Annotated in this window: 1 protein-coding gene; it reads right to left on the bottom strand. The window is 73.2% G+C overall.

All coding sequences use genetic code 11. The annotated features are described in order from the left end of the window. Positions 1 to 33: 33 nt before the first annotated feature. Complete coding sequence (locus OOK07_RS42435; protein ID WP_266802542.1) at positions 34 to 22,134, bottom strand: non-ribosomal peptide synthase/polyketide synthase; 22,101 nt, start codon at positions 22,132 to 22,134, stop codon at positions 34 to 36. Positions 22,135 to 22,136 lie beyond the last annotated feature (2 nt).

Below are 22,136 nucleotides of genomic sequence, written 5' to 3'. Positions count from 1 at the left end.
CTGCCGGGGTGGGTGTGTGTCCGGTCGGCTCGGTCAGCCGGCCGCGCGGAGCAGTTCCGCCAGCAGGCGGCCGATGTCCGTGGCGGGACGTTCGGCGAGCATGCCGTTGTGGGTGGCGTCGACCGGGTGGACGTCGATACGGCCGGTGATGTAGGGCCGCCACAGGTTCGGCTCGCGTCGCCTCTCGCCTTCTTCCAGGCGCAGAGCGCGGCAGAAGACGAGCTCACCCGCGAAGACGCGCGGTGCGTGGCGGGCGGCGATGCGGTCGTTGTTCACCAGCACCGCCTTCACCGCGTCGAGCTGGGCCGGAGCGAGAGACGCCAGCTCCTGCGGCGGGGTCACGCCGTCGAGCAGTTCCCCCTCGGTGCGCTCGGACCCGTCCGGGTCCCTCGGGTAGGTGTCGAGCAGCATGAGCAGCTCGACCTCCTCGCCCGCCTCTTGGAGCTGGACCGCCATCTCCTGGGTGACGAGTCCGCCGAACGACCATCCCACCAGGTGGTACGGGCCGTGCGGCCGTACCTGACGGATCCGGGCCACATACTGCGCGGCCATGTCGTGGATGCTCTCGGCCACCTCGCCGCGGCCGTCGAGTCCGGCGGCCTGGAGGCCGTAGACCGGGTGGCGGCTGTCGAGGTGGCGGGCGAGATTCGCGTAGACCCAGCTGAGTCCGCCCAGGGGGTGCATGCAGAACACGGGGGTGCCGGTGCCGCCCGTGCGCAGCGGCAGCAGCATCGCCAGCGGATCCTGCTCCGCCTCGTCCCCGGACCGCAGGCGTTCGGCCAGGGCTGCGACGGTGGGCGCCTCGAACAGAGCGCGTACGGTCAGCCGGACGTCCAGCCTGCGCTGGATGCGGGTGATGAGCCGGGTGGCCAGCAGGGAGTGCCCGCCGAGGGCGAAGAAGTCGTCGTCGACCCCGACCTCCGGCAGGCCGAGCGCTTCGGCGAACAGTTCGCCCAGGAGGCGCTCGTCTTCCGTGACCGGTGCACGGCCGGTCCCCGTGGGCTTGCGGTCCGGGGCGGGCAGGGCTGCGCGGTCCACCTTTCCGTTGGAGTTGTACGGCAGCTCCGGCAGCGGTACGACGAACGCCGGTACGAGGTGGGCGGGCAGACGGGACGCGAGCCGGCGTCGCAGGTCGTCCGCATCAGGCTCACCGGTGACATAGGCGATGAGCGTCTCGTCACGCAGCACGACCACGGCCCGGCCCACGCCCGGCTGATCTGTGAGCGCTGCCTCGATCTCGCCCGGCTCGACGCGGATGCCGCGGACCTTCAGCTGCTGGTCGGCGCGGCTGACGAAGTGCAGCCGTCCCTCGCGGTCCCACTTGACCAGGTCGCCGGTTCGGTACATCCGGGCGCCGGTCTCGTACGGGTTCGGCACGAACCGCTCGGCGGTCAGCACCGGTTGGCCCGCGTAACCGCGGGTGACCTGGTGGCCGGCGATGTACAGCTCGCCGGGTACGCCGGGCGGTACGGGCCTGAGGGCCGCGTCGAGCACGTAGGCGCGGGTGTTGTCGATCGGCCGGCCGATGGTCACCAGAGGCCGGTCGCCGGGCTCGGTCTGCGGGTCCCACACGGTCGCGTCGCAGGTCACCTCGGTGGAGCCGTACTTGTAGTGCAGCGGGACGCCCCAGGCCGCCGTGCACCGCTCGTACAGCTCCCGGGACAGGGCCTCGCCGCCGACGAAAATCCGGCGCAGGCTCGCGAACTCGTCCCGGCGACCCTGTGCGTGCAGGATTTCCAGCATCGAGGGCACGAAGTGCACGGTCGTGACGGAGTGCCGGGCGATCGTGCGGGCCAGGTAGTCGGGGTCGCGGTGCCCGTCGGGGTCGGCCACGACGGTCGTCGCCCCGGCGTGGAAGGGCCAGAACAGTTCCCAGACGGACACCGTGAAGGCGATGGGTGTCTTCTGCAGCACCCGGTCCTCGGGCGTCAGCCCGTACGCGTGCTGCAGCCACCGCAGGTGATTGACCACCGACGCCTGGGAGACGACCACGCCCTTGGGCCGCCCGGTCGAGCCGGAGGTGAACATGACGTAGGCGGCGTTGTCCTGCCGCAGCGGGGCGACCCGGTCGGTGTCGGTCGGGTCGGTGTCCCGGGCAGCCGCGATCCTGGCGGTCGTCGCCGGGTCGTCCAGCACCATCAGGGGGGCTGAGGGTGGGAGGGCGGTGGCGTGGCGGGTCGTGGTGAGCACCGCCGCCGCGCCCACGTCCTGGAGCATTCCGGCGGTCCGCTGTGGCGGGTTGTCCGGGTCGACGGGCGTGTAGGCGGCTCCCGCCTTGGTCACCGCGTGCGCGGCGACCAGCAGGTCGAGCGAGCGTGGCAGGGCCAGGGCCACGACGGACTCCGGGCCGATCCCCTCGCCGATGAGCAGGTGTGCCAACTGATTGGCGCGGCGGTTGAGTTCGTTGTAGGTGACCGGGGTGTCGTCCGCGATGACCGCGACCGCTTCCGGGCGGGTGACGACCGTGTGCTCGAAGAGCGAGGCGAGCGTGGCCGGTGGTCCCTCGACCGCGGTGGCGTTCCAGTCGACGAGCAGCGCACGGCGCTCGTCGGGCAGCAGTACCTCCAGCTCTCCGATGGGCGTCTCGGGCCGGCGGACCGCACCGTCCAGCAGGAGCAGCAGCCGCTCGCCGAGGCGGGCGACGGTCTCCTCGTCGAACAACGCGGTGGCGTACTGGATCTCGCCGCGCACTCCGGCCGGGGCGCCCTGCGCGTCCGCCTGCTCGGTGAGGCTGAACGACAGGTCGAACTTGGCGGAGGGCAGACCTGCCGGGAGGGGCTCCACGGTCAGACCCGGGAGTTCGAGCCTGACCTCGGCGTTGTTGCGGAACGACAGCATCACCTGGAACAGCGGGTGCCGGGCCGGGGACCTGGTGGGGTTCAAGGCCTCCACGAGCCGCTCGAACGGCAGCTCCTGGTGGTCGTAGGCGCCCAGGTCGGTACGGCGTATTCGGCCGAGGAGTTCGGTGAAGCTCGGGTCGCCGGAGGTGTCGGTCCGCAGGACCAGGGTGTTGAGGAAGAACCCGACCAGTCCGTCCAGTGCCTCGTCGCCGCGGCCGGCGACGGGGATACCGATGGGCAGATCCGTACCCGCGCCGAGCCGGGTGAGCAGTGTGGCGAGACCCGCCTGCAGCGTCATGAACACGGTGGCGCCATGGGTCTTGGCGACCTCGGTGAGCCGCTGGTGCAGCTCCGGGCCGAGTTCCAGGGGCACCGCAGCCCCGCTGCTGTCGGCGGACGCCGTGCGAGGCCGGTCAGTGGGCAGATTCAGCTCCTCGGGGACGCCCTCAAGCGTCCTCCGCCAGTAGTCCAGCTGCCTGCCGCTGTGACTTTCGAGGTCGTCGGCGTCTCCGAGTACCCCGTTCTGCCACAGTGCGTAGTCGGCGTACTGGATCTCCAGGGGCTCCCACCGGGGCGGTTCACCCGCGAGGCGGGCGCGGTAGGCGCCGGCCAGGTCGGCGGTGAACGGGTGCATGGATTCGGCGTCGCCGGCGATGTGGTGGACGAGCAGCAGCAGTACGGCTTCGTCCGCCGCCTGCCGGAAGACCCAGGCCCGCACGGGAATCTCGGTGGCGAGATCAAACGCGTACGCGGCCGCGGCCGCGAGCCGGGTGTCGAGTTCGTCAGGGGCGGTGCTCTGCACCGTCAGTGCCACCGTGACGCTGTCGGACGGGAGGACGACCTGGTACGCGCCGTCCTCGTCCTCGGCGAACACCGTGCGCAGGATCTCGTGCCGGGTGACGACATCGGTCAGCGCTGCCGAGAGCGCAGCGGTGTCCAGCGGGCCGCCCAGCCGCAGGACGTGCGGGATGTTGTAAGCAGCCGACGGCCCTTCGAAGCGGTGCAGGAACCACAGGCGTTGCTGCGCGTACGACAGCGGGACGCGCTCGCCGCGCGGCAGGGCCACGATCTCGGCGCGCCGTGCGGGCGCCGATCCCAGCCAGGTCGAGAGCCTCGCCACGGTGGAGGCCTCGAACAGCACCGACAGTTCGATCTCGACCCCGAGCACGGTCCGGATCCGGTTGGCCAGCCGGGCCACCAGCAGGGAGTGCCCGCCCCGGTCGAAGAAGTCGTCGTCGATCGAGACGGCGGACAGGCCCAGTACCTCGGCGAACAGGGAGCACAGGATCTCCTCCCGCGCCGTCCTTGGCCCTCTGCCCGAGGAAGGAGCGGTGCCGGGCGCCGGCAGGGCCTTGCGGTCCAGCTTGCCACTGGGCGTCAGCGGCAGCGCCGCCAGCCGGACCAGCTGCGCCGGAACCAGGTAGTCGGGCAGCCGCCCGGCGAGCCGGGCCCGCAGCTCCTCGTCGTCGAGGTCCCCGGTGGCGACGACATAGCCCACCAGCCGCTGCCCGTGCAGGGCCGCGGCGGCCTCGGTGACCGCCGGATGGTCAGCCAGGGCCCCCTCGACCTCTCCCAGCTCGATCCGGAAGCCACGCATCTTCACCTGGTCGTCGGCGCGGCCGAGGAACTCCAGCTCCCCGTCCGGCGCCCGGCGCACGATGTCCCCGGTCCGGTACATCCGGGATCCGGGCGGTCCGTAGGGGTCGGCGACGAAACGCTCGGCGGTCAGCCCGGGCCGGGAGGCATAGCCACGCGCTGTCTGGACGCCCGCGAGGTACAACTCGCCCGCCACTCCCGGCGCCACCGGAGACAGCCACGCGTCCAGCACGAAGGCGCGGGTGCTGGCGCCGGGCCTGCCGATCCGCACGGGTTCGCCGGCAACGCAGGCCCAGGAGGTCGCGGTCACCGAGAACTCGGTCGGGCCGTAGGAGTTGACGAGCCGGGCGCCGCACTCGCGGTGGAAGCGGGCGGCCAGGGCGGCGGGCAGTGCCTCGCCGCCGCACAGCACCAGACGCAGCGACTCGGTGGGCCGGTACCCGTCCAGGAACGGGCCGAGCAGGGCCGGCACGAAGCAGATGACGGTGACGCGTTCTTCGTGGACCAGCCGGGCGACGTAGGCCGGGTCGCGGTGGCCGTCCGGGCGGGCCACGACGAGGGTCGCGCCGCGGGTGAGGGGCCAGAAGATCTCCCGCACCGACACGTCGAACCCGATCGGCGCCTTGTGCACCACCCGGTCGTCAGGGGTGAGGTGGTGGTCGGTCTGCATCCAGGCGAGGGTGTTGCCGATTCCGGCCCGGGTGACGACGGTGCCCTTGGGCCGGCCGGTGGAGCCCGACGTGTACATGAGGTAGGCCGCGTTGTCACCGTGGACGGCGACCGCGGGGTTGTCCGGCACTTCGTCGGTCCCGGCGCCGGGACCGATCCGCTCGAATCCCTCGACATCCCGGTCGGAGATCAGCAGCCCCGCGCCGGAGTCGGTGAGGGTGTAGGCGATCCGCTCGGCCGGGTGGCCGGGGTCGACGGGGACGTAGGCGGCGCCTGCCTTGACCACCGCCCACAGCGCCACGATGAGGTCCGTCGAGCGCGGCAGCAGCACCGCCACCCGCGTTTCGGGGCCCGCGCCCCGGCGGCGCAGTGCCCGCGCCAGCCGGTTCACCCGCGCGTTCAGCTCCCCGTAGGTGAGGCGCTCGCGTTCGAAGACGACGGCCTCGGCGTCCGGGGTCCGGGCTGCTTGCGCCTCGAACAGTTCCACCAGCGACGGCCCCGCGTCCGGCGCGGCGGTGTCGTTCCATTCCTCCAGGACCAGAGCGCGTTCGCCGGGCAGCAGCACGTCGAACGCGCCGACCGGAGTGTCCGGCTCGGCGACAGCCTGTTCCAGGACCCGCACGAACCGCTCGGCCAGGTGCGCGACGGTCGTCGCGTCGAACAGCGCAGTCGCGTACTGGATCTCGCCCGCCATGCCGCCGAACGCACCGTCCGTCCCGACCCGCTCCGTCAGGTTGAACGACAGGTCGAACTTGGCCGAAGCGAACGCGACCTCGGCCGCCTCCACGCCCAGCCCCGGCAGGGCCGGCGTGGCCCCGGCCTGGTTGTGGAATGACAGCATCACCTGGAACAGCGGATGCCGTGCCGGCGACCGGGACGGGTTCAGCGCCTCCACCAGCCGCTCGAACGGCAGGTCCTGGTGCGCGTACGCCTCCACGTCCGTGCGCCGGACCCGCTCCAGCAGTTCGGTGAAACGCGGGTCGCCCGAGGTGTCCACCCGCAGGACCAGGGTGTTGACGAAGAACCCGACCAGGTCTTCCAGTGCCTCGTCGGTGCGGCCGGCGACCGGCGTGCCGATCGGCAGGTCGGTGCCCGCTCCGAGCCTGGTGAGCAGCACTCCGAGTCCGGCCTGCACGACCATGAAGACCGTGGTACCACACCGCCGGGCCACCTCGGCCAGCCGCCGGTGCAGCTCGGGTGAGATCTCCAGCCCGACCGCCGAACCTCCCTGTGCCGGGGAGAGCGGACGGGGCCGGTCGAAGAGCAGCTCCAGCTCCTCCGGGGCCCCGGCCAGCGTCTCCTTCCAGAACGCCAGCTGCCGGCCGGCCGGCGTGTCGTCCGCCTGCGCGTCGCCCAGCGTCCGCCGCTGCCACAGCACGTAGTCGGCGTACTGCACGGGCAGTGGCGCCCAGCCGGGCCGCCGGCCGGCGAGCCGCGCCGCATAGGCCTCGGACAGATCACGTGCCAGCGGCGCCATCGACACCGCGTCGGTGGCGATGTGGTGCATCAGCAGCAGGAACACCGATTCCTCGGCCGACAGCCGGAACACCGAGGCTCGGAAGGGGGGCGTGGTGGAGAGGTCGAACGTGTGGTGCGCGGCCTCGGCCACCGCGGCGGTCAGGGTGTCGCGCGTCGTCCGCACGACGGTCAGCTCCGGCCGGGCCTGCTCGAGCGGCAGGACGACCTGACGCGGACCCTCCGCGTCATCGGCGAACACCGTCCTCAGGACCTCGTGCCGCGCGATCACATCACCGAGCGCGGCACGCAGCGCGGCCACGTCCAGGTCGCCGGTCAGGCGGACCGCCACGGGAACGTTGTAGGTGGCGGACGGCCCGTTGAGGGCGTGCAGGAACCACAGCCGTTCCTGGGCGAAGGACAGCGGCAGCCGGTCCGGTCGCGGCTGGGCGACGAGCGGCTCGTACGGGCTGTCCGGCGGCAGCGCCTCGGCGAGCGCGGCGACGGTCGGGGCGTCGAAGATCTGCCGCAACTCGACGCCGGCCCCCAGTGCCGTGCGGACGCGGTTCACCAGCACCGTGGCCAGCAGGGAGTGGCCGCCGAGCGCGAAGAAGTCGTCGTCGACCGACACCTCGGGCACGCCGAGCACCTCGGCGAACAGCCCGCACAGAACCTCCTCGCGCGGGGTGCGCGGTCCGCGTCCCCCCTCGTGCCCGGACTCCGGTGCGGGCAGGGCCCCGCGGTCCAGCTTTCCGTTGGCGGTCAGCGGGATCCCATCGAGCTCGACGAAAGCCGACGGGACGAGATACGCGGGCAGCGAGTCCGCCAGCGCCGTGCGGACCACCTCGACGCGCAGCGGCCGCGCGGCGGGGACGAGGTACGCGACGAGCCGCAGGTCGCCCGGCCGGTCCTCGCGGGCGATCACCGCCGCGGCGGTGACCTCGTCGAGGGCGGTCAACGCGGCCTCGATCTCGCCGGGTTCGACGCGGTAGCCGCGGATCTTGACCTGGTCGTCGACCCGTCCGGCGAACTCCAGCACGCCGGCGTGGCCCCAGCGGGCCCGGTCACCCACCCGGTACATCCGGCTGCCCGCCGGACCGAACGGGTCGGCCACGAACCGCTCGGCGCCCTGCCCCGCCCGGCCCGCGTAGCCCCGGGCCAGCTGGGGTCCCGCGAGGTACAGCTCGCCCCACACCCCGTCGGGGACGGGCCGCAGGTACCCGTCCAGCACATACACCCGGGCACCCGCGACGGGTCGTCCGATGGGCACGGGGCCGGAGGCGAGGTGGTCGCCCGGGGTGATTACGTGGACGACGCAGCCCACGGTCGCCTCGGTCGGCCCGTACTCGTTGACGACCACGGCGTCCGGGTGCCGGTCACGCCAGCGCTGCAGCAGCTCACCGTCGAGTGCCTCGCCGCCGATGACCAGGTTGCGGGCGTCGGAGGTCCGGTCCGGCAGGGTCTCCAGCAGCTTCAGATGACTGGGGGTGACCTTGAGCAGGTCCGGCCGGTCGGTGTGCTCGTCGAGGTCGCCGAACCGGACCCGGCCGCCGCTGATCAGCGGCGCGAACAGCGTGGTGACCGGCATGTCGAAGGCGAGCGAGGAGTGCACCAGAGCCTCGCCGGAGGCCGCCGGGTACAGCTCGGCGGCCCGGCTCAGATAGGCGGCCAGAGCAGCGTGTTCGACGACGACGCCCTTGGGGCGGCCCGTCGAGCCGGAGGTGTAGATCAGGTACGCGGCCTGCCGGGGGTGCACCGGCACACCCGGGTCCCCGTCGGCGTACGCGGCCAGAGCGGGCGCCCAGCCGGCGAGCAGGCTCTCGGTGACGACCAGGTGGGCGCCCGCGTCGGAGGCCAGGCTGTCGACGCGGGCGGCCGGGTTGGCCGGGTCGATCGGCAGATAGGCAGCCCCTGCCTTCAGGACGGCGAGCAGCACGACGAGGGTGTCGACGCGCCGCGGCAGGACGACGGCGACGGCCTTTTCCGGGCCGGCGCCGAGCGCCTCCAGGTGCCGGGCGAGCCGGTTGGCCCTGCGGTTCAGTTCGTCGTACGTCAGGGTCGTGCCGTCGGAGACGGCCGCGACGGCGTCGGGGGTCCGGGCGACCTGCGCCTCGAACAGGTCCGGCAGCGTACGGTCCGTGCCGCCCGCGGTGTCGCCCTGCCGCCGGACGAGCAGGTTGTCTCGTTCGGCGCCGGTCAGCAGGTCGAGGGCGTGGATCGGGCGTTGGGGGTCGGCGACGGCGGCGTCCAGCAGACGCGTGTACCACGCGGCCACGTGCTCGGCGGTCGCCCGGTCGAACAGGTCGGCGGCGTATTCGACGGTGCCGTCCCAGCCGCCCGCCGGGCTCGGTGCCAGCGTGAACGACAGGTCGAACTTGGCCCGGTCGCCGGGCGCGTCGGCCAGGGTGACCGCGAGGCCGGGCAGGGTGGGGGGCGTGCTCTCCTGATTGAACGTCAGCATGACCTGGAACACCGGGTGCCTGGAGCGGGACCGCTGCGGGTTCAGCTCCTCCACCAGCTGCTCGAACGGCACTTCGGCGTGCGCGTACGCCGCCACGTCGGCCGACCGCACCCGGTCGAGCAGTTCGGCGAAGGCCGGGTTGCCGGAGGCGTCGGCGCGCAGCACCAGCGTGTTGGCGAAGAGCCCGACGAGGTCGTTGAGGGCGCTGTCCGGGCGGCCCTCGACGGGGCTGCCGACGACGATGTCGTCTCCTGCGCCGAGACGGGCCAGAAGGGTGACGAGGGTGGTGTGCGCCACCATGAAGGCGCTGGCGTCCCGCTCCCGCCCCAGGCGCTCGGCCTTCTCCCGCAGGGCGGCGGGGACGGTGAAGGAGACGGTGCCGCCTCGGTACGACATCGCCGCGGGCCGGGGCCGGTCGGTGGGCAGCTCGGTCTGCTCGGGGAGCCCGGCCAGCTCGGCCGTCCAGAAATCGAGCTGGCCGCCCGGGAGTTCTTGCTGCCACAGCGCGTAGTCGGCGTACTGGACGGGCAGCGGCGACCAGTCGGGCGCCTGCCCGTCGAGGCGGGCCGAGTAGGCCGTGGACAGGCCGTCGGCGAGGAGGCGCATGGAGGCGCCGTCGCCCGCGATGTGGTGGATGAGCAGCAGCAGGGCGTGCTTCCGCTCGCCGTCGCTGAACAACACGGCGCGCACCGGGAGGTCGCGGTCCAGGGCGAAGGGGACCCGGGCGGCGCTCGCGACCGCGTCGGCGAAGCCGGACGGCTCGCAGGGCACGACCGCGAAGGGTGGTTCGCCGTCGGTGACGACCTGGTGCGGTCCCTCGGCATCCTCCGCGATCACGGTCCGCAGCACCTCGTGGCGCCGGGCCAGGTCCCCGAAGGCGGCGCGCAGGGCGTCGGTGTCGAGGGGGCCGGTCAGGTGGAGCACGACCGGGATGGTGTACGTCTGCGACGGGCCCTCAAGCCGGTCGAGGAACCACATACGGCGCTGTGCCGCCGACAGCGGCAGCCGCGCCGGCCGTTCGCGCCGGACCAGTGCGGGCCGTTCGCTCTGCGCGGTGCGTGTGGCCAGCAGGCCGGCGATCCCGGAGACGGTTGGCCGGTCGAAGACGTCCCGGATGGACAGCTCGGCGCCGAGGTCGGTCCGGACCCGGTTGACCAGCTGGGCAACGAGCAGGGAGTGCCCGCCGAGCCGGAAGAAGTTTTCCTCGGTGCCGACCTCGCTCACGCCGAGGACGGCGGCGAAGAGGTCCGCCACCTGCCGCTCGATGCCGTCGGCCGGGGCCCTGCCGGGCTGCCCTTCGGTGTGGTCCGGCGCGGGCAGGGCCCTGCGGTCGATCTTGCCGTTCGGCGTGAACGGCAGGCTCTCCAGCGACACGAAGGCGGCCGGGACCATGTAGTCGAGCAAGGCTCCCGCGGCAGCGGCCCGCAAAGCCGCGGGTTCGGCCCGAACACCGGGCTCCGGCACCACGTAGGCGACGAGCCGCTTGTCGCCGGGCTGGTCCTCGCGCACCACCACGGCCGCGCCGGTGATGCCCGGCTGGGCGGTCAGCACCGCCTCCACCTCGCCGAGTTCGATGCGGAAGCCACGTATCTTCACCTGGTCGTCGACGCGGCTGACGAACTCCAGCCGCCCGGCCGCCGTCCAGCGCGCCACGTCACCCGTGCGGTACATCCGCGACCCGGGCGGGCCGTAGGGGTCGGCGACGAAGCGTCCGGCGGTCAGGCCGGGGCGGCCGTGGTAACCGCGGGTGACCAGGTCTCCGGCGACGTACAGCTCGCCCGCGGTGCCGACCGGGGCCGGGCGGAGCAGGGCGTCGAGTACGTACATCCGGGTGTTCCAGGCCGGGGTGCCGATGGTGATCACCCCCGGCGGCACGGCGTCGCCGGGCCCGATGCGGAACAGGCTGCAGCCGACGGTCGTCTCGGTCGGGCCGTACTCGTTCAGCACGGTCACCCCGGGGTGCCGGGCGCGCCAGGTGTCCAGGACGTCGCCGAGCAGCGACTCGCCGCCCAGGACGAGCTCGCCGGTCGGCGAGTACTCCTCGGGCACCGCGCCGAGCAGGTGCAGATGGCTGGGGGTGGCCTTGACGAAGTCGGGCCGGGTGACGTGGGCGTCCGGGTCGGGGCCGCTCGAAGTCCAGCGGACCAGTTCCACGGTGCCGCCGGAGATCAGCGGGCCGAACATGCCGGTGGCGGTGAGGTCGAAGGAGACCGGCGAGTGCACCAGGACGCGCCGGCGCAGGCTCTCGTACTCGGCCGTCGCCCACGCCAGGTAGGCGACGAGCGAGCGGTGCTCGACGACGACGGCCTTGGGGCGCCCGGTCGAGCCCGAGGTGAAGATGACGAACGCGGCGTGCCCGGGCCGCCGGACCACTCCGGTGACCGGGCCGGCCGGCTGCGCCGTGATCGCCGGATCCCCGTGCACCACGACCGGAGCATCCGTCAGCGCCCCTACTGTGCCGGCGAGTTCCGGTGTGGTGACCACCGCGGCCGGAGCGATGTCGCCCAGCATGAAGGCGAGCCGGTCGGCGGGGTGCGCCGGGTCGAGCGGCAGATAGCCGGCGCCGGTCTTCAGGGCGCCCAGCAGGGTCACCGGGATGTCCTGCGACACCGGCAGCAGCACGGCGACGTAGCGCTCGGGACCGGCGCCGAGGCCGATGAGGTGCCGGGCCAGCCGGTTCGCGCGGGCGTCGAGTTCGGCGTACGACAGCGAGGTGTCGCCGAACACGACCGCGGGTCCCCGCGGCGTACGCGCGACCTGGGCCTCGACCAGGTCGGTGAGGGTCCCCGGAGGAACCTCGTGGCCGGTCGCGTTCCACTCGGTGAGAAGCAGCCGCCGCTCGTCGGCGTCCACGACGTCGAACTCCCCGATCCGGCGCTCCGGTTCCGCGGTGACGGCGGCGAGGAGACGGGTGAAGCGCCGCGCGATCCGTTCGGCCGAGTCCCGGTCGAACAGGTCGGTGGCGAACTCCAGGAGCCCGTTCACTCCCCCCTCGGGCCGCTCGGTGAGGAAGAACGACAGGTCGAACTTGGCGGCGGGCGAGGCGACCGGCCGCACCCGCGCGGTCAGGCCGGGGAGGTCGACGGCGAGGTCGAGCGCCGCCTGCTGGTCGGCGTTGTTGAAGTTCAGGCCGGTCTGGAACAGGGGGTGCCGGGAGGTGGAACGCACCGGGTTGACCGCCTCCACGATCCGCTCGAACGGCACGTCCTGGTGGGCGTAGGCGGCGAGGTCGGCGGCCCGTACCCGGCGCAGCACCTCCGTGAAGCGGGGGTCGCCGGTCAGGTCGGTGCGCAGCACCAGGTTGTTGGCGAAGTAGCCGACGAGCGGCGCCAGCGCCTCGTCCGTGCGGTTCGCGACCGGGGAGCCGATCACGATGTCCTCGCCCGCACCGAGCCGGTGCAGCAGGCCGGCCAGGGCGGCGTGCACGACCATGAAGACGGTCGTGTGGTGCTGCCGGGCGAGCCGGACCAGGGCCGCGTGGACCTCCGGCCCCACGGCGATGGGAACCGTCTCACCACGGTGGGTCGGCACGGCGGGGCGGGGCCGGTCGAACGGCAGCTCCATCTGGTCGGGCAGGTCCGTGAGCGTGGTCCGCCAGTGCTGGAGTTGCCGGGACAGCGGGCTGTCCGGGTCGTCGGCCTCGCCCAGCGCGCGCCGCTGCCACACCGCGAAGTCGGCGTACTGGACCGCAAGCGCGGGCCAGCCGGGCTCCTCGCCCCGCGCGCGGGCCGCGTAGGCGGTGGCGAGGTCGCGGGCGAGAGGGGCCATGGAGGCGCCGTCCCCGGCGATGTGGTGCAGGACGAGCAACAGCACGTGCTCGCCGGCGCCCACATCGAACAGGGTGGCGCGCAGCGGGGGCTGGGCGGTGAGATCGAACGGAACACGGACGGCCCGCGCGAGCCGGTCTTCCAGCGTCTCCTCGTCGGCCGGTACGACGGTCAGCGGCGGCACGGCGGGCAGCACGACCTGGTGGGGGCCGTGAGCGTCCTCGGCGAAGACCGTGCGCAGTGCCTCGTGCCGCCGCGCCAGGTCGTCCAGGGCGGCGGTGAGCGCCACGACGTCCAGGTCACCGGACAGCCGCAGCGCGACGGGCAGGTTGTACGTCGGGGACGGTCCCTCGAAGCGGTGCAGGAACCACAACCGTTCCTGGGCGTACGACAGCGGCAGGCGCCCCGTGCGGTCGAGCGCGATCACGCCCTGCCGGCGCGGCGAGGCACCGCCCAGCCGTGCCGACAGCTTCGCCACCGTCGTCGCCTCGAAGAGCACCGACAGCTCGATGTCGACGTCCAGCGCGGCCCGGACACGGCTCGCCAGCCGGGTCACCAGCAAGGAGTGGCCGCCGAGGGCGAAGAAGTCGTCGTCGACCGAGACCTCGGGGGTGCCGAGCACCTCGGCGAACAGCCCGCACAGGATCTCCTCCTGCGGGGTGCGCGGCCCGCGCCCCGAGGCATGCGTCGGTTCCGGTACCGGCAGCGCCTTGCGGTCGAGCTTGCCGTTCGGGGTGATCGGCATGGCTTCCAGCTCGACGATCTGGGCCGGGACCATGTATTCCGGCAACCGGGCGGCGAGCCGGTCGCGCAGTGCCTCGTCGTCGACCGGGAGGTCCGGGGCGGCGGGGACGATGTAGCCGACGAGCCGCTGCCCGTGCACCGCCGCGGCGGCCTGGGCGACGGCCGGGTGGTCGGCCAGGGCGTCCTCGATCTCGCCGAGTTCGACCCGGAAGCCGCGCAGTTTGACCTGGTTGTCGGCGCGGCCGAGGTACTCCAGCTCCCCGTCGGCCGTCCAGCGCGCCACGTCCCCGGTGCGGTACATGCGGGTGCCGGGCGGGCCGTACGGGCTCGCCACGAACCGCTCGGCCGTGAGCCCGGGCCGGTCCAGGTAGCCGCGCGCCAGCTGGACACCCTCGACGTACAGCTCCCCGGGCACCCCGGGGGCGACCGGGGCCAGCGCCGTATCGAGCACGTAGGCGCGGGTGTTGGCGACCGGGCCACCGATCAGCACGGTCTCGGTGTCCGGCGGCGCGGCCCACGCGGTGACGTCGACGGCGGCCTCGGTGGGCCCGTAGGCGTTGAGGAGCACGGCGCTGGAGCCGTCGTGGAAACGGCGGACCAGTTCGGCCGGCAGCGCCTCGTCACCGGAGACGACCAGGCGAACGCAGTCCGGCAGCCGGCTCTCGGCCAGGTAGGCGCCGAGCATGGACGCGCTGAGGTGCACGACCGCGACGGACTCCTCGCGCATCAGCCGCTCCAGGTACCGCGGGTCGCGGTGGCCGTCGGGCCGGGCGACGACGAGGGTGCCGCCGTACATCAGCGTCCAGAAGACCTCCCACACCGACACGTCGAAGCTGACCGGAGTGGACTGCAGCACCTTCTCCCCGGCGCCGAGCCGGTGGTCGCGCTGCATCCACCACAGCCGGTTCGCCATGCCCGCGTACGTGTTGACCGTGCCCTTGGGACGGCCGGTGGAGCCGGAGGTGTAGATGACGTAGGCGGCGTTGCCGCCGTGGGCCGTCACCCCCGGGTTGTGCCCTGGCCCCCCGGCATCGGGTGCGATCCGCTCGAATCCCTCCACGTCCCGGTCGCAGATCAGCAGCCGGGAGCCCGAGTCAGCCAGGATGTACGCGATCCGGTCGTCCGGGTAGCCGGTGTCGATCGGCACGTAAGCGGCGCCCGCCTTGACCACCGCCCACAGCGCGACGATCAGGTCCACCGAGCGCGGCAGCATCACCGCGACCCGCGACTCGGGACCCACACCCCGCCCGCGCAGTGCGTGCGCGAGCCGGTTCACCCGGGTGTTCAACTCGCCGTAGGTGACGCTCTCACCCTCGAAGAAGACGGCTTCGGCGTCCGGATCCTGCGCTTCGAGCAGCTCTGCGAGTGACCGCCCGTCGTCAAGGGCCACGGCGGTGTCGTTCCAGCCGTGCAGCACCAGGGCGCGGTCCCCGGCGCCGAGCACGTCCACGTCGGACAGCCGCTGCCCGGGGTCGGCGGTGACACACTCCAGTACGCGCACGAACCTGGACGCGAAGCTCTGCGCCGTCCGCCGGTCGTACAGGTCGGTGGCGTACTCCAGGCGACACAGCAGGCCTCCGCCCTCGTGGACGTGGCAGTCGAAGTGCACGTCGAACTTGGCGGTGCCGCTGGTCACCGGGCCGGGGTCGGCCGTGACGCCGGGCAGGTCGAAGCGGGCCTCGGTGAGGTCCAGCCACGCCAGCATGACCTGGAAGAAGGCGTGCCGGGAGCGGGAGCGCTCGGGGTTCAGCTCCTCCACCAGGCGTTCGAAGGGGACACCCTGGTGCGCGTAGGCGGCCAGGCCCGTCTCACGGACCCGGCCCAGCAGTTCCTCGAAGCTCGGGTCGCCGGAGGTGTCCATGCGGTAGACGAGGGTGTTGATGAACACGCCGACCACGTCGTCGAGCACCGAGTCGGGCCGGTCGGCGATCACACCGCCGAGCGGGATGTCCTCCCCCGCGCCGAGCCGGGTCAGCAGCAGCGACACCGCGGCCTGGAGGATCATGAACGGGGTCGTACGGGTACGGCCGGCCAGGTCCAGCATTCGCTGGTACAGCTCCGGGTCCACGCTGAACTCCACGTGGTCGCCGCGGTGTGTGGCCACCGCCGGGCGCGGCCGGTCGCCGGGGAAGGTGACCTCGGGCGGGAGGCCGTCGAGGCGCTCCTTCCAGTAGCCGATCTGGCGAGGCAGGTCCGCGGCGAGCGTCTTCCGCTGCCAGATCGCGAAGTCCGGGTACTGGACGGTCAGTTCGGGGAAGCCGGGCGCGTCGCCGAGCGTCCGGGCGCGGTAAGCGGCGGTGATGTCCTCCGCCATCGGGCGCAGGGAGGCGCCGTCCGCGGCGATGTGATGCACGACCAGCAGCAGGACGTGGGTGTCGGGCCCGGTCTCGTAGAGCGTTGTCCGCAGGGGAACGTCGCACGTCAGGTCGAAGGGGCGGCCCGCGTCGGCGGCGAGGTCGGGAGCCGCGTCCCGTACGAACTCCGTGCGGTAGGGCGTCTCGGGCGGCAGGACGACCTGGTGGGGGCCCTCGGCGTCCTCCGGGTAGACCGTGCGCAGCGCCTCGTGGCGGGCGACGAGGTCGGCCAGCGCGCCGCCCAGGGCGTCCACGTCGAGGCTGCCGGTCAGCCGGATGGCGAGCGGGATGTTGTACGTGCCGGAGGTCCCCTGGAGCCGCTGCAGGAACCACATGCGCTCCTGGGCGAACGACAACGGGACCCGTGCGGGCCGCTCCTCCGCCGTGACGCGCTTGGCCTGCGGGGCGAGGTGGGTCAGCCGTTCGGCGACACCGGCGACCGTCGGGCCGGCGAAGACGTCCCGTAGGGACAGGTCGACGCCGAACTCGTCGCGTACCCGGTGGACGAGGCGGATCATCAGGATGGAGGTGCCGCCCAGCGCGAAGAACTCGTCGTCCCTGCCGACCCGTTCGACGCCGAGGACGTCGGCGACGATGGCGCACAGCGTGCGCTCCTCGGGCGAGCGGGGCTCGCCGCCCCCGGCGGTGGGAGCGCTCTTCGCGGGAGCACCGGCCGCACGGACGCCGGTGACCAGCAACCGGTCCTCTTCGCCCACCGCGGTCAACTCACCGGCTCGCACGTCGAGTCCGGCCGCCGCGCCGGCCATCAGGTCCGCCAGGACGCCGGCGAGGCGTGCGACGGCCGTCGCCTCGAAGACACCGGCCAGGTACGAGAACCTCAGCCGCAGCCGCTCCCCGGGGAACACGGACAGACTGACCGGGTAGTGGGTGCGCTCGACGAGTTCGGCGTGGGCGAGGCGCAGTCCGCCCGCCTCGACGCCGTCGTCCATCGGGTAGTTCTCGAAGGCGACGATGGTGTCGAACAGCGCGTCGAAGCCGGACGCGCGCGTCAGCTCCGCCAGGGAGGCGTACTGGTGGGCGTCGAGCGAACGCTGCTCGTGCTGGATCCGGGCCAGCAGGGCGGCCAGTGGCTCGTCCGGGTCGATCCGCACACGGACGGGCAGGGTGTTGACGAACAGCCCGACCATCGACTCCGCGCCGGGCAGCTCGGGCGGGCGCCCGGAGACGGTGGCGCCGAACACGACGTCGTCGCGGTCGGTGAAGCCGCTCAGCAACAGCGCCCACAGCCCCTGTACGACGGTGTTGAGGGTGAGCCGGTGCGCACGGGCCGTCGCAGACAGGGCGTCGGTCAGCGCCTCGGACAGGACCACCTCGTGGACGTCGTGCCCGTCGGAGGTGCGGTCGGCGGGAGCGAGCAGGGTGGGCGCGGCCAGGCCGGTGAGGTGCCGGCGCCACGCCTCGGCGCAGGCCTCGTGGTCCTGTCCGCCCTGCCAGGCCAGGTAGTCGCGGTACGGTGCGGCCGGCGGGAGGCCGGCGCCGCCGTACAGGCTGAACAGCTCACGCACCAGCAGCGGCAGCGACCAGCCGTCCAGCAGCAGGTGATGGTGGGTCAGCACCAGGCGGTCGCCGAGCGCGGTGAAGCGCAGCAGCGGCGGCCGGACGACGCTGAAGCCGCGAGCGCGGTCACGGGCGAGGAACGCCTCCAGGTCGTCCTCGTCAGGGTCCTCCCAGGGAACCTTGACCTCGGCCGGGACGACCTGGACGGGGGCGTCCGCCGAGCGGCTGCGGAAAGCCGCGCGCAGGTTGGGGTGGCGCTGCAGCAGGGCGGTGGCGGCGGCCCTCATCCGCTCGGCGTCGAAGCCGCCGTCGATCTCCAGGACGAGCTGGCCCACGTAGGGGTCGTCGGGCTCGTACAGCGCGAGGAAGAGCAGGCCCTCCTGGAGCGGGGAGAGCGGAAGGACGTCGGTGGCGCCGCGGAACCGGTCCAGTTCCTCCTGGGTGATCCGCACGAGGGGCACGTCGGAGACGGTGAGCCCGCCTCGCGTGTGCGGGGCGAGTTCGGCGAGGGCTGCGGTCCATGCCTCGGCGATGGCGCGTACGTTTTCCTCCGTGAGGACGCCCGGGGGGTAGGTCCACTCCGCGGTGAGTTCGCCGTCACGGACGTAGGCGTCGATCTGCAGGGCGTGGGTGAGCGCGAGGCCGTCGTCGGCGAGCAGTTCCACGGCCGTCGTGTCGTCGGCGAGGCGCCAGCCGCCCAGGTCCTGCGCGTCCAGGCGGCCGAGGTAGTTGAAACAGATCTGGGGTGCGGGCAGACCGGTGAGGCGGTCGCGGAGCAGGTCATGGCCCCGGCCGCCGTGCGGGATGGAGCGGAGCTCCTCCTTGACGCGCTTGATCAGGGCGGGGCCGGTCTCGGTGCCGGGGCCCAGGCGGACCGGGTGGATGCGGGTGAACCAGCCGACGGTGGTGGACAGGTCCATGCCGTCGGGGAGGTGGTCGCGGCCGTGGCCCTCAAGGTCGACCAGGACCGGCCCCTCGCCCCGGTGGCGTTGCACGGCCGTGGAGAGCGCGGCGAGGAGGATGTCGTCCGGGCTCGCCCGGTAGGCGGCCGGCAGTGTGGTCAGCAGGGTGCCGGTGAGGTCCCCGGGGACGGTGACGGTGATCGAGCGGGCCGTGCCGTGGACGTCCTGGGCGGAGTCGAGGGGACGGGTGCCGAGGACGGGTTCCGGGGTGGACAACAGGTCGGTCCACAGCGGGAGTTCGTCGGCGGGCGGCTGGAGGTGGGCGGCCCAGCGGCGCACCGAGGTCCCGGCCGGGGACAGGCCGGCGCCTGCGAGGGCCCCGGCGAGGTCGGTCAGCAGGATGCGCCAGGACACCCCGTCGACGACCAAGTGGTGGAGGACGAGGAGCAGCCGGCCGGACTCGAACCACACGGCCCGGACCATCACACCGTCGTCGGGTGACAGGGCGCGGCGGGCGGCCTCCTTGTGCGCGGCCACGTCCTCGTCCTGCGCACGGGTCAGGCAGTCCTCGGCCCGTAGGGCACCCACCGGGCGAATGTGCCGGCCTCGCATGCGCAGGGCGTCGTGCCGGTCGAGGACGAGTTGCAGGGCCGCGCCCAGGCGGTCGTACGACAGTCCGGGCTCGGCGGTGAGGAGGACGGACTGGGCGAAACCGGCGGTGGGGCCGCCCCGCGCGGCCAGGCGCCGGGCCATCGGTGTCTCGGGGAGCTCGCCGACCGGGTCGTCCGCGACGGGCGCGTCCGCCGGTGCCGTCCTCGCCACGGTGGCGAGGCGGGCGACGGTCGGGTGGTCGAAGACGTCCTGGGGGGTGAGGTGCAGGCCCTGGCGTCGGGCACGGCTGACGAGCTGGATGGCGTGGATGCTGTCCGCCCCGCGAACGAACAGGTCGTCGTCCACGCCCAGGCCGGGGTGGCCCAGCAGGTCGGCGGCGAGGCCGCGCAGGGTGTGCTCGGCGGTGGTGCCGGGTGCGCGTCCGCTGACCGGCAGAACCGGGGCCGGCAGGGCCCGGCGGTCGACCTTGCCGTTGGCGGTGACCGGGATCGACGGCAGGACGTGCACACTGACGGGCACCATGTGGGCGGGGAGCAGGGTCGCCGAGTGGGCCCGGGGGTCGGTCTGCGGGGTGCCCGTCACATAGCCGACGAGCTGCCGGGCCCCCGCTGCGGAGTCGTGGACGAGGACCACGGCCTGTTCGACGCCGGGCACCGAGGCCAGGGCGGCCTCCACCTCGGCGGGCTCGACCCGCTGGCCGTTGATCTTGATCTGGTCGTCGGCGCGTCCGACGAACTCCAGGTCTCCCTCGGCCCGTGGGCGCACCAGGTCGCCGGTGCGGTACATGCGGGTGCCGGCCGGGCCGTGGGGGTCGGCCACGAACCGCTCGGCCGTCGGGCCGGGCCGGTCGAAGTAGCCGCGGGCGAGCTGGACGCCCGCGAGATACAACTCGCCGGTGACGCCGTCCGGCACCGGTTGCAGGGCCGGGTCCAGCACGTAGGCACGGGAGTTGCGGGTGGGTGTGCCGATCGTGACGGGCTCGCCGGGGGAACAGGCGTGGGAGGTCGCGGTGACCGAGAACTCGGTGGGGCCGTAGGAGTTGTGGAGCTGGGCGCCGCACTCGCGGTGGAAGCGCTCGGCGAGCCCGGCGGGCAGGGCTTCGCCGCCGCAGCTGACCATGCGGAGGGAGTGGACGGGAACGTACTCGTCGAGGAACGGGCCGAGCATCGCCGGGACGAAGTGGATGACCGTGACCCGCTCGTCGCGGACCAGGCGGGCCAGGTAGGCCGGGTCGCGGTGACCGTCGGGGCGGGCGACGACGAGGGTCGCGCCCCGGGTGAGGGTCCAGAACACCTCCCACACCGACACGTCGAACCCGACCGGCGTCTTGTGTACGACCCGGTCCGCCGGGGTGAGCCGGTACTCCTCCTGCATCCACGCGAGCATGTTGGAGATGCCGGCGTGGGTGACGACGGTGCCCTTGGGGCGACCCGTGGTACCGGAGGTGTGGATGACGTACGCGGCGTGGTCCCCCCGCGGGGCGACGCCGGGGTGGGTCTCGGGCTCGCCCTCGCCGAGGGTGAGTACGTTCTCCTCGTCGATCACGAACGACGTACGGGAGTCGGCGAGGACGAACGCGATGCGGTCGGCCGGGTAGCCGGTGTCCACGGGCACGTACGCGGCGCCGGTCTTCAGCACCGCCCACAGCGCGACGATCAGATCGAGCGAACGGGGCAGCTTCACCGCAACCCGCGACTCGGGACCCACGCCCCGCCCGCGCAGGGCGTGCGCGAGACGGTTCACGCGGGAGCCGAGTTCTCCGTACGTCAGCCGCTCGCCCTCGAAGACGACGGCCTCGGCGGTCGGGTCCTGCGCCTCGAACAGCTCTACCAGCGAGCGGGCGTCAGCCGTACGCCCGGTGCCGTTGAGGGTGCGGAAACGCTCCCGTTCCGTCTCGTCGAGCAGGTCGAGGGCGCCGATGGGCAGCTCGGGGTGCTCGGTGGCGGTGGTGAGGAGGCGGGCGTAGCGGTCGCGGTGGGCGGCGGCCGTGTCGGGAGTGAAGCGGCCACGGTGGGCGTTGACGGTGAGTTCGATGCCGTCGCCGGCCTCGGGGTCGCCGTACGCGTGCAGGGCGAGGTCGCGGACCGGGCCGGAGGCCAGCTGGTGCGCCTCGGCCCGGACGGGCCCGAAGGGCAGGCGGGCGGCGGCGAAGGAGAGGACGTTCACGGACGGGCCGCTCAGGCTGCCCGGGTGAGCCGTGGCGGAGAGGTCGCGGCGGAGTTCGTCGTGCGGGTAGCGCTGGTGCCGGGTCGCCTCGGTCAGACGGGCGGCGACCCGGTCGAGCAGTTCGGTGAAGGTCGTCGCACCGTCGACCGGGATGCGCAGCGGGACGTCGTTGACGAGCATCGCGGGTGTCGCCAGGGCCTGCGGGCTGAGCCGGGCGGCCATGAACACGCGGACGAGGACGTCGTGGGCGCCGGTGACGCGGTGGGTGTGGGCGGCCATGGCGGCGATCACCGGGAGGGACCAGCGGGACCCGGTGAGCCCGCGCACGCGCAGGGCGGTCTCCTCGGGCAGCCGCAGACGGGCGCCGGGCAGGCTGGGCGCGAGTCCAGTGGCTCCCGAGCCCAGCTCGGTGGAGTCCGGCAGGTCGGCGAACTCCCGCTGCCAGTAGGCGCCGTCGCGCTCGTGGCGGGCGGAGCCGAGGTAGGCGTTCTCCTCGGCCAGGACCTCGCTCAAGTTGCCGAAGCCGCTCGTGGGCGGCTCCTCGCCCGCGGCGAGGGCCGTGTAGAGCTCCAGCACGCGGCGGCAGTGCAGGACCTGCCCGTAGCCGTCGAGGAGAATGTGGTGGTAGCGGAAGTGGAACCAGTGGCGGTCGGGCCCGAGGCGCAGCAGGGTGTGCCGGAAGAGCCGGTCGCCGGTCACCGGGACGGGGCGGGCCTGCTCGCCGTCGATCCAGGCGCGGGCAGCCGCGGCCGGATCGACCTCGCCGCTCAGGTCGAGGTATTCCAACTCCCCGGTGATGGACGGGTCGACGGTCTGCCGGACCGTTTCGGCGTCCGTTTCTCCGTCCGTTTCTCCGTCCGCGTGGAAGCGGACCCTCACCGCCTCGGTCTCGGCCACGGCCCGCTCGACCGCGCGGGTGAGCAGGGCGCGGTCCACGGGACCGGGGACGTCGTAGTAGATGCCGCAGGTGTACACGGGGCTGTCGGGGGCGAGGCGCTGGGCTACCCACACCCCTTGCTGGGCCGCCGTGAGAGGGAGCGCAGTGTTCATCG

This window comes from Streptomyces sp. NBC_00078 (assembly GCF_026343335.1).
Classification (GTDB): Bacteria; Actinomycetota; Actinomycetes; order Streptomycetales; family Streptomycetaceae; genus Streptomyces.
Note: the sequence above shows the minus strand (reverse complement) of the source record. Positions and strands in the feature narration are given on the sequence as shown.